This is a genomic window from Bradyrhizobium nitroreducens, assembly GCF_002776695.1.
GTDB classification, from domain to species: Bacteria; Pseudomonadota; Alphaproteobacteria; order Rhizobiales; family Xanthobacteraceae; genus Bradyrhizobium; species Bradyrhizobium nitroreducens.
Genome location: NZ_LFJC01000003.1, coordinates 1258733 through 1268625 on the forward strand (window position 1 = coordinate 1258733; position 9893 = coordinate 1268625).

The window sequence follows — 9893 nt, forward strand, 5'->3', positions numbered from 1 at the left end:
ACCCCGACCCTCTCCCCGCAAGCGGGGAGAGGGAGAAGAAGCAGCCCTACTGGAACTGCGACTTCTTGTAGTAGCCGCTCTCGACCAGGACCTTCTCCCAATTGTCCTTGTAGACCACGACCGGCTTGAGCAGATAGGACGGCACGGTCTTGACGCCGTTCTCATAGGTCTTGGTGTCGTTGACCGTGACCTGCTTGCCGGCGAGCGCAGCGTCGACCATGTCGGCGGTCACCTTGGCGAGGTCGCGGGTGTCCTTGAAGATGGTCGAATACTGATCGCCGCGCAGCATCGCCTTGATCGAGGGCACCTCGGCGTCCTGCCCCGAGATGACCGGCATCGGCTGGTCGGCGCTGCCATAGCCGACGCCCTTCAGCGAGGAGATGATTCCGATCGAGATGCCGTCATAGGGCGACAGCACGGCGTTGATCTTCTTGTTGCCGTAGTAGGCGCTGAGCAGATTGTCCATGCGGGCCTGGGCGGTGGCGCCGTCCCAGCGGAGCGTCGCGACCTTGTCCATGCCCATCTGGCCCGAGGCGACGACGAGCTTGCCGCTGTCGATGTAGGGCTTCAGCACGCTCATCGCACCGTTGTAGAAGAAGTAGGCGTTGTTGTCGTCGGGCGAGCCGCCGAACAGCTCGATGTTGAACGGGCCCTTGCCCTCCTTCAGGCCGAGGCCTTTCTCGATCGATTGCGCCTGGAGCACACCGACCTGGAAATTGTCGAAGGTCGCGTAATAGTCGACGTTCGGCGTACCACGGATCAGGCGGTCATAGGCGATCACGGTGATGCCCTTCGCCTTGGCCTGCTTGAGCACGTCGGACAGCGTGGTGCCATCGATCGCGGCAATGACCAGGGCCTTCGCGCCCTTGGTCACCATGTTCTCGACCTGCGAGAGCTGGTTCGGAATGTCGTCTTCGGCATATTGCAGGTCGGTGTTGTAACCGCGCTCCTTCAGCACCTTCACCATGTTGTTGCCGTCATCGATCCAGCGCGCCGACGATTTGGTCGGCATCGCGATCCCGACGGTCGCCTTGTCCTGGGCAAAGGCGGTGAGGCCTGTGGCCATCGTCGCAGCGCCGGCCAACGCCAGCGCGAGGAATGTCGTCTTCAGTTTCAGCATATTTCACTCCCTTGGGTGTCAGACTGTTTCTTTGCTTCAACGAGAACGTGGTCGTGGGCTGCTTTCTTGTCTCCTATGCGAGCGTGACGTCGGGCTCCGCGCGACCGCGCGCGGATGCCTCCAATAGAAAAGTGTAACCAGCCTGCGGGTCGGCGGCGCGCGCGGTCGCGTCCATATCCTGCCAGGCTGACGTGACGAGGAGGCGCGACAGATCGGAGCCGACGAAAGCGGGGCAGCTCGCCTGTCTTGCCGGCACACTCAGTGAGCGCAGACGCTCGCCTTGCGGAGAATAGACATCGATACGGCTCGCGCCCCAGCAGGCATTCCAGATATTTCCGTCCGCATCGCACACAGAACCGTCGAGGCCGCCGATACCCGTATGGCGCAACAGCACCTCCGGCTCGCCGCGTGGCAGTCCGGTGTCCGGATTGAGCGGCACGGCATAGAGAACGGCGCGCGGGGTGTCGGTGAAATAGCCGGTGGCGCCATCGGGCGAGAAGCAGATGGAATTGGGAATGCTGATGTCGGGAAACAGTGTCGAGATCTTGCCGCGATGGAGCGCGTAGATCGCGCCTGCCTTCGGCTCGGCCTTCTTGCCCATGGTGCCGATCCAGAACGTGCCGGACTGGTGCACGCGGCAATCATTGGAGCGCGTGACGGTATTGCCCGCTTCGAGCGGAAGGAACAGCGTCATCGCACCGTCGGCGAGCTTGCGAATGTAAAGCCCGTCCTCGGCGACGATCAGCTGCCGTTCGGCATCGATGCGCCCGAGCGCGCTCGCCATCCGGCCGAGCGAATGGACGCGTATGCTGCGGCTGCCGAGTTGCGCTTCGAACAGCCGTCCCTCGCGGATGTCGAACCACCAGGCGGTGTCGGTGGTCACGTCATAGGTCGGGCCCTCGCCGAGATGGCAGGGATCATCGGAGAGAACGGAGGTGGTGACCTGTTCCATCATGGCGTCCTCACTGCAAAGCGATAGACCGTGTGATGGCGATAGACCTGGCCCGGATCGAGGCGCGGGCTCGGGAAATCCGGCCGGTTCGGCGCATCGGGCCAGATGTGCGGCTCCAGGCACATCGCGTCCGACTGCCGGATCAGCTTGCCGCCCTTCCCCGAAATCGTGCCGTCGAGATAATTGCCGGAATAGACCTGGAGCCCCGGCTGATTGGTCAGCAGCTCCATGATGCGTCCCGAGCGCGGCGCCTCCAGCCGCGCGGCGAATGCGAGCTTGCCATCACGCCCGAGGCAGTAGGTGTGGTCATAACCCCTGCCATTCTGCAATTGCTGGTCGCCTTGCCGGATGCGCTCGCCAACCGACCGAGGTTCGCGGAAGTCGAACGGCGTGCCGGCTACGGCGCGCGGCGGACCGGGCAACGGGATCGCGGTGGGATCGATGGCAAGGAAATGCTCGGCCGCGACCGTGAGCTCGTGGTCGAGGATCGACGTGCCAGATGTTGCGCCTTCCAGATTGAAGAAGCTGTGGTTGGTCAAGTTGACGATGGTCGGCCGGTCGGTTCGCGCCTCCATCTCGAATGATAGCTCGGACGGGCCGGTGATGCGATAGGTCAGGCGGACATCGAGCTTGCCGGGATAGTTCTCCTCACCATGCGGACTCGTATAGGTGAGCGTCACAGCGGGCTCAGCGCCTTCGTCGACCTCCGCGATCTCCCAGAGCTTGCGATCGAAACCGTCGAGGCCGCCATGGAGCGCATTGGGGCCGTTGTTGACCGGGAGCTGCACGGTTTCGCCGTCGAGCGAGAATTGTCCTTTGGCGATGCGGTTGGCGTAGCGGCCGACGGTGGCACCGAAGAATTTACGTTCTGCGAGATAGCCGGCGAAGCCGTCATGGCCGAGCACGACGTCGTCGTAGCCGCCCCCGGCATCCGGCGCGATCAGCGCCTGGATCACCGCGCCATGGGTGATGATGCGGGCCTCGAAGCCGCCCTCCCCGCGCAGCACGATGCGCTCGACCTTGCGACCGTCAGGCAACGTTCCGAAGACGTCTCTTTCTGTTTTCCTTGAGCCGGCCATGATCAATCCACAAACGGTTCGACGATCGTACGCTTGCCGAGCAGGAAGGCGTCGGCGACGAGACGCAGAGGCGCCAGGTCGACATCGCTTGTGCCCGTCGCCGTGAGCTCGACGAAGCGCCGGTAAAGCTCCCGATATTCTTCATCAGGGGCCTCGGCAAATGTGTTGCCATCGATCGCCATGCGCCTGCCGCCGCCGGACAGCGTCAGGCGCCCCCTGTCGGTTTCGACAAGGATGTTCCAGCTCTGCGGCCCGGTCTGGCGGAAGTCGAATTCGGCCGTTACGGGCAGGCCCTCGATGTCGGTCAGCGTCAGGCTCGCTGCAATCGGCGCCTGGCAATTGGCGGGAAAGGCCAGCTCGGCCGCGGTGACGAACACCGGCTTCGGCAGGATCCTGGTCAGGATCGACAGCGCGTTGATACCGGGGTCGAACACGCCAAGGCCGCCCGGCTCCCAGATCCAACCCTGCCCGGGATGCCAGACGCGAACGTCTTCCTTCCAGTCGATGTGCACCGACCTGATGCGTCGCTCCAGCAACCATCGGCGCGCGGGCTCGACCGCCGGCGCATGGCGCGAATGCCAGGTCGCAAACAGCGTTCGCTTTGCCTCCACCGCCATCGCTACAAGCGGATCGAGCTCGGCAACGCCGGTGCCCGGCGGCTTCTCCAGCATGACATGCTTGCCGGCCGCGAGCGCCGCGGCGGCTTGCGCGCGCCTCACCTGCGGCGGCGTGCAGAGCGAGACCGCATCGATTGGCGGCCCCTTCTCCAACAGCTCCTCGATGGTGGCAAAATGCGGCAGTCCCGGCAGCGAGGCATTGCGGCTGGCGATTGCCGTCAGCGTCGCGCCCGGCACGGCGGCGATCGCACCGAGGTGCTGGTCACGCGCGATCTTGCCGAAGCCGACGATGGCGATGCGAAGTTCGGTCACGATCAATCTCCAGAGTCCGCAGGTGGCAACGCCTCAGCCGAGGCGGCCTCGATCACGGTGCCTTCATGGCGGTGCATGCCGTTGTGAATGACGAAGACCATGGCTTCCGATGCGGCCTCCGCATCGCCCGCCGCGATGGCATCGACGATCCTCTGGTGCCAGAGCAACACGGTGTCGCGGTCCTCGGGCTCCACGGGGGCGCTGAGCAGGAACGAGGCGCGCAGAGCGGCCTCGATGACATGGCCGATCGAGCGCATGAAGAGGTTACCCGAGGCGCGCGCCACGGCGACGTGAAGCGCGAGGTCGGCATCGGCAAAGCAGACGGAATCCGACGCTTCGAACCGCATGCGCTCCATGCTGCGCCGAAGTTCGGCGAGATCCTCTTCCGACCGCTGCTTCGCCGCGAGCGCGGCCGCACGCGGCTCGACCGCGAGACGAATCTCGGCGAGGTCGTTGAGGAAGCGCTTGTCGATGCCGGCATCGAGGTGCCAGGCCAGCACGTCGGCGTCGAACATGTTCCAGGCCGCGCGCTCGCGCACGACGGTGCCGACGCGCGCCTTGGTCGTGAGCAGCCCCTTGGCGACCAGCGTCTTGACGCTCTCCCGCAGCACCGGCCGCGACACGCCGAACATCGCGATCATCTCGGCATCGCCCGGCAGGCGCGTGCCTTCCGCGTAGCGGCCGGCAATGATGTCGACGCCGATCGAGCGCGCGACTTCCGCGTGGTTGGAGTGAGCCCGCCGCGTCGGGATGACGACGATGCGCGAGGTCATATGGCGGCTCCCGCATTTTTCGCCGCCGGCCGCCGCGCCAGTGCGACCAGCCCCTGCTGCAAGGCGATGAAGGCGAACAGCAGGACGCCGGTCGCGATCTTGGTCCACCAGCTCGACAATGTCCCGTCGAAATTGATGTAGGTCTGGATCATGCCCTGGATCAGCACGCCGAGGAAGGTGCCGATCACCGAGCCCTGCCCGCCCGTGAGCAGCGTGCCGCCGATCACGACGGCCGCGATCGTGTCGAGCTCGACGCCGACGGCGGAGAGCGAATAGCCGGCACTGGTGTAGAAGGAGAAGACGATGCCGGCGATACCGGCAAGCAGGCTCGACAGCATGTAGATCTTCACCGTCATCTTGCCGACCGCAACGCCCATCAGGCTCGCGGTCGCACGGCTGCCCCCGAGCGCGTAGACATTGGCGCCAAATCTCGTGAGATGCAGCAGCAAGGCGCCGCCAATGACGATCACCAGCATGATGATGGCAATCGCGGTCAACCGCCCGCCGCCGGGCATCCGCAGTGCGAAGTCGGAGACCGTCGAATAGACCGGCGCCGTGATCGGCACCGATTCGGTGGACAGCAGAAAGCTCGCGCCGCGCGCCAGGAACATACCGGCCAGCGTCACGATGAACGGCGGCAGATCGAAGACATGGATCACCGCGCCCATCGCCGCGCCAAAGGCCGCCGAGAGCACGAGGATGGCGACGAAGGCGACCAGCGGCGGCACGCCCCAGCGTTCGATCGCGAGTGCGACGAAGACGGTGGTGAAGCCGATCACCGAGCCGACGGAGAGATCGATGCCGCCGGAGATGATGACGAACGTCATTCCGGTTGCGACGATGCCGAGGAAGGCGTTGTCGGTGAGGAGGTTGCCGACCACGCGGGTCGAGGCAATGTTGGGGAATTGCATCGCGCAGGCCGCAAAGCCTGCCACGAGCACGATTGCCGTGATGAGGACGGGCGGCAGACCTCTCATGCTTTCGTCCTCTTCAGCCGCGTGGCGATCCCCGCGAAGCCGGACAGCTTCGGCGACTGCAACAGCAGCACTGCGAGCACCACCACCGCCTTGACCAGCAAATTGAACTCCGGCGGATAGCCCGATAGCAGAATGCCGGTGTTCATGGTCTGGATGATCAGCGCGCCGAGCACCGCGAGCACGAGGCTGAAGCGGCCGCCAAACAGCGAGGTGCCGCCGATCACCACGGCGAGGATCGCATCGAGCTCGAGCCAGAGGCCGGCATTGTTGGCATCCGCGCCCATGATGTCGGCCGCCGCAATCACGCCGGCAAGCGCGGCACAGATGCCGCACCAGACATAGACGGCTATGATCATCGCGCGGGTGCCGACGCCGGCAAGCTCGCTGGCGCGCGCATTGCCGCCGGTCGCCTCGATCAGGAGCCCGAGCGCCGAGCCGCGCACCACTGCTCCGGTGAGAATGAGCATGCTCAGGGCAATCACGACCGGCACCGGCAGGCCGAGCACGGAGCCATTGCCGAGCCAGACCAGATCCGGCGAGGAGAAGGTGACGATACGCCCCTCGGTGATGAGCTGGGCGATGCCGCGGCCCGCCACCATCAGGATCAGCGTCGCCACGATCGGCTGCATCCCGAGCACGGCGACGAGGAATCCGTTCCACAAGCCGCAGACGAGACCGGCGCCGAGCGCGGCCGCGAGCACCACGGGTAGGCCATGCGTGTCGGCAAGGCTCGCCGCGATCGCGCCGCAGATGGCCATGACGGCGCCGACCGAGAGATCGATGCCGCGCGTCGCGATCACCAGCACCATGCCGAGCGAGAGCAGCGCCACCGGCGTGCCGCGGTTGAGCACGTCGATCAGGCTGCCGAACAGCCGGCCGTCCTGAAGGCGCAGATCGAAGAATTGCGGCGACACCACGCGATCGACCGCGAGAATGACGATCAGCGCCAGGATCTGGGCAAAGCCGCGGCGCGGCAACAGCGCTGTCATGTGTGGGCCTCAAGCGCAACAGCGACGCTGTCGGCGGCAATGGCCGCCAAGATGCTGCCGACGTCGATCGCCTCGCCCTCGAGTTCCTCGATATGGGCGCGATCGCGCAAGACCACGACCCGATCCGAATAGGTCACGATCTCGTCGAGCTCCGAGGAGATCACGAGCAGCGCGAGCCCGTCGTCACAGAGCTCGCGGATCAGGCGGATGATTTCGGCATGAGCGCCGACGTCGATGCCGCGGGTCGGCTCGTCCAGCACGAGGAGCCGCGGCGCGGTCGCGAGCCAGCGCGCCAGCAGCACTTTCTGCTGATTGCCACCGGAGAGCAGACCGACGGGACGCTCGGGATCGGCAGGACGAATGTCGAGCATCTTGACGTAGCGGCGCGCGATCTCGTCCTGCTCGCGGCGCGACAGCGGCCGATGCAGGCCGCGCTTGGCCTGGAGCGCCAGCACGATGTTCTCACGCACGCTGAGCTCGGCGACGATGCCCTCGGTCTTGCGCTCCTCCGGGCAGTAGCCGAAGCCGTGGCGGACGCCGTCGCGCGGCGAATGGAGCCGCACGGGCGCGCCCTCCACCCTCGCCTGTCCGCAATCGGCGCGCTCGGCGCCGAATACCAGCCGCGCCGTCTCCGTGCGGCCCGAGCCGAGCAGACCGGCGAGACCGACGACCTCGCCATGACGCAGCTCGAGATTGAACGGCGCGACATAGCCGGCCTTGCCGAAATTCTCGAAGCTGGCACAGACCTCGCGGGCCTGATGCTCGCCCGCTGATGCCCGTGGACTGGTCGTCCCGGCCAGTTCGCGGCCGAGCATCATCCTGATCAGCTCGAGCCGGGGCAGCGAGGCGGTCTCGCGCTCGCCCACCAGGCCGCCGTTGCGCAGCACCGTGATGCGGTCGGAGATCTCGTAGACCTGGTCGAGGAAATGGCTGACGAACACGATGCCGATGCCGCGCTTGGCGAGCTGCCGCATGATGCGAAAGAGAATCTCGACCTCGTGGCGGTCGAGGCTCGCGGTCGGCTCGTCCAGGATCAGCACGCGAGCGGAGAGATCCACCGCGCGGGCGATCGCCGTGACGTGCTGAATGGCGACGGAATAGTTGCCGAGCGGTGTGGCGACGTCGATGTCGAGGCCGAAATCCGCAAGCAGGGCCTTGGCGCGGCGACGCATCTCGCCTTCGCGCACGATGCCGAAGCGCATCGGCTGGCGGTCGAGAAACAGGTTCTGCGCCACCGAGAGGTTCGGCAGCAGATTGACCTCTTGATAGACGGTGGCGATGCCCGCTGCCAGCGCAGCCTTGGCCGAGCGCGGCGCGATCTCCTCGCCGCCGATCCTGACGATGCCGGTGTCGCGCGGGAAAACGCCGGTGACGACCTTGATCAGCGTGGACTTGCCGGCGCCGTTCTCGCCGAGCAGCGCGTGGATCTCGCCGGCGCGCAGCGTGAAGTCGACCTCCCGCAGCGCGTGCACGGCGCCGAAGCTCTTGCTGATCCCGCGCACCTCCAACAGGGGGGCAGCAGGATCAAGGCTGTTCTGCATGGCGAAGTCACTCCCACGGGGACCCGCATTGAAGCGGACACCCAGCCTATGCGTTCGCGCGGCGGTTTCGAAGGGGGTGCCGGACCGCAGGCTGCGGTCCGGCGAAGCCCCGGCTCAGTAACCGAGGCCCTTCTTGCTGTCGTAGATCTTCTGCGGATCGTCCGCGGCCGTATAGAGCTTCGACTCGGTCTGGATCCATTTCGGCGGAACCGTGCCCTTGTCCTTGAAGGCCGCGACGGCATCGAGCGCGGGGCCGGCCATGTTCGGCGTCAGCTCGACCGTCGCATTGGCTTCACCGGCGACCATCGCCTTGAAGATATCAGGCACCGCGTCGATCGAGACGGTGAGAATATCCTTGCCGGGCTTGAGGCCGGCTTCCTTCATCGCCTGGATCGCGCCGACCATCATGTCGTCATTGTGCGCGTAGACCGCGCAGATGTTCTTGCCGCCGCCTTCGGCCTTGATGAAGCTCTCCATCACCTCCTTGCCCTTGGCGCGGGTGAAGTCGCCGGTCTGGCTGCGCACCACCTTCAGGTTGGCGTGCTTCGCGACGGCGGTGTCGAATCCCTTCTTGCGGTTGGTGGCGACGCTGGCGCCGACCGTGCCTTGCAGCTCGACGATGTTGCAGGGCTTGGTGCCGACGGTCTTGGCGAGCCAGTCGCCGGCCACCTCGCCTTCATGCACGCTGTCGGAGGTCACGGCGGTGAGATAGAGTTCCTTGCCGGAGGGATCGATGTCACGGTCGAGCAGCACGACCGGGATCTTGGCCTCCTTGGCTTCCTTCAGCACCGAGTCCCAGCCGGTCGAGACGACGGGCGCGAGGAAGATCGCATCGACGTTCTGCGCGATGAAGGAGCGGATCGCCTTGATCTGGTTCTCCTGCTTCTGCTGCGCGTCGGCGATCTTGAGATTGACCTGGCGCTTGGTGGCTTCCTGCTTGGAGACCGAAGTCTCGGCCGCGCGCCAGCCGGACTCCGATCCGATCTGCGAGAAGCCGATGGTGAGCTGGCCGGCATGGGCCGGCAGCGCGAGCAGCAACGCGGCCGTGGCGCTGGCCGCAAAGAGGGCTTTGAGGGTCATCAGGCGTGTCTCCCAAGATGTTATCCGGGGCGCCGATTGGTAGTATGGCACCCACAGGCCGGCCCTTGAGGCGGCGGGAGGCACTATTTCACAGGAGGCTGGTTCCGACTAGTCATATTATTTGACTATTTGGAGTAAAATCCGCGGGAGCGATGGCGGGCGGCTTGATAACACGCTGGGCGCGATTTTGTTCCGGTGATGCAACGATAAGATGAAGGAAATTGTGCGGGTCGGCGGGGCACCACACTCCGTCACGGCCGGGCTTGTCCCGGCCATCCACACATACAGCACGAAGAACGTGGATGCCCGGGACAAGCCCGGGCATGACGACTTCCTGCCAACTCGCTTGTGCGAGCTGAAAACGGAGCGGCGCTAGTGTCCCGAATCTGAAGTTCGACGGACTCCAAATCGACTCGAACCTAGCGGAATCTCTCGATTTTGGGGAGGATCGGT

Annotated in this window: 9 protein-coding genes; all 9 read right to left on the minus strand. The window is 65.4% G+C overall.

The window, feature by feature from the left end:
- Nucleotides 1-46: 46 nt before the first annotated feature.
- The 9 genes from chvE to ytfQ all read right to left on the minus strand — a co-directional run bounded on the left by chvE (nt 47) and on the right by ytfQ (nt 9440).
- Nucleotides 47-1120, minus strand: a complete 1074-nt coding sequence (gene chvE, locus TSA1_RS06320; protein WP_100175595.1) for a multiple monosaccharide ABC transporter substrate-binding protein — start codon at nt 1118-1120, stop codon at nt 47-49.
- 73 nt (nt 1121-1193) lie between these two features.
- On the minus strand, nt 1194-2072 hold the full coding sequence (locus tag TSA1_RS06325; RefSeq protein ID WP_174719281.1) for an SMP-30/gluconolactonase/LRE family protein: 879 nt from the start codon (nt 2070-2072) through the stop codon (nt 1194-1196).
- Nucleotides 2072-3151: an aldose epimerase family protein gene (locus TSA1_RS06330; RefSeq protein WP_100175597.1), complete on the minus strand. Its 1080-nt coding sequence runs from the start codon at nt 3149-3151 to the stop codon at nt 2072-2074. Before TSA1_RS06330 ends, TSA1_RS06325 begins: the two co-directional genes overlap by 1 nt.
- 2 nt (nt 3152-3153) lie before the next feature.
- Nucleotides 3154-4080 carry a Gfo/Idh/MocA family protein gene (locus TSA1_RS06335; RefSeq protein ID WP_100175598.1) on the minus strand — a complete coding sequence of 309 codons (927 nt, stop codon included), beginning with the start codon at nt 4078-4080 and terminating at the stop codon, nt 3154-3156.
- A 2-nt stretch (nt 4081-4082) separates the two neighbouring features.
- On the minus strand, nt 4083-4853 hold the full coding sequence (locus TSA1_RS06340) for a FadR/GntR family transcriptional regulator (RefSeq protein ID WP_100175599.1): 771 nt from the start codon (nt 4851-4853) through the stop codon (nt 4083-4085).
- Nucleotides 4850-5830 (minus strand): galactofuranose ABC transporter, permease protein YjfF, encoded by a 981-nt coding sequence (gene yjfF / locus TSA1_RS06345; RefSeq protein ID WP_100175600.1) that lies wholly within the window; start codon nt 5828-5830, stop codon nt 4850-4852. The genes TSA1_RS06340 and yjfF overlap by 4 nt, the downstream gene beginning before the upstream one ends.
- A complete protein-coding gene (locus tag TSA1_RS06350) occupies nt 5827-6819 on the minus strand; it encodes an ABC transporter permease (protein WP_100175601.1) in 993 nt (330 codons plus the stop codon). Before TSA1_RS06350 ends, yjfF begins: the two co-directional genes overlap by 4 nt.
- Nucleotides 6816-8360: a sugar ABC transporter ATP-binding protein gene (locus TSA1_RS06355; RefSeq protein ID WP_100175602.1), complete on the minus strand. Its 1545-nt coding sequence runs from the start codon at nt 8358-8360 to the stop codon at nt 6816-6818. The genes TSA1_RS06350 and TSA1_RS06355 overlap by 4 nt, the downstream gene beginning before the upstream one ends.
- A gap of 114 nt (nt 8361-8474) precedes the next feature.
- The gene (gene ytfQ / locus TSA1_RS06360) at nt 8475-9440 is read right to left on the minus strand and encodes a galactofuranose ABC transporter, galactofuranose-binding protein YtfQ (protein WP_100175603.1); all 966 of its coding nucleotides are present in this window, start codon (nt 9438-9440) and stop codon (nt 8475-8477) included.
- Between the last annotated feature and the right edge of the window lie 453 nt (nt 9441-9893).

Excerpts from the sequence above, each read along its gene's own strand:
- chvE (WP_100175595.1), bottom strand. The coding sequence starts at position 1,120 with ATGCTGAAACTGAAGACGACATTCCTCGCGCTGGCGTTGGCCGGCGCT.
- TSA1_RS06325 (WP_174719281.1), bottom strand. The coding sequence starts at position 2,072 with ATGGAACAGGTCACCACCTCCGTTCTCTCCGATGATCCCTGCCATCTC.
- TSA1_RS06330 (WP_100175597.1), bottom strand. The coding sequence starts at position 3,151 with ATGGCCGGCTCAAGGAAAACAGAAAGAGACGTCTTCGGAACGTTGCCT.
- TSA1_RS06340 (WP_100175599.1), bottom strand. The coding sequence starts at position 4,853 with ATGACCTCGCGCATCGTCGTCATCCCGACGCGGCGGGCTCACTCCAAC.
- yjfF (WP_100175600.1), bottom strand. The coding sequence starts at position 5,830 with ATGAGAGGTCTGCCGCCCGTCCTCATCACGGCAATCGTGCTCGTGGCA.
- TSA1_RS06350 (WP_100175601.1), bottom strand. The coding sequence starts at position 6,819 with ATGACAGCGCTGTTGCCGCGCCGCGGCTTTGCCCAGATCCTGGCGCTG.
- TSA1_RS06355 (WP_100175602.1), bottom strand. The coding sequence starts at position 8,360 with ATGCAGAACAGCCTTGATCCTGCTGCCCCCCTGTTGGAGGTGCGCGGG.
- ytfQ (WP_100175603.1), bottom strand. The coding sequence starts at position 9,440 with ATGACCCTCAAAGCCCTCTTTGCGGCCAGCGCCACGGCCGCGTTGCTG.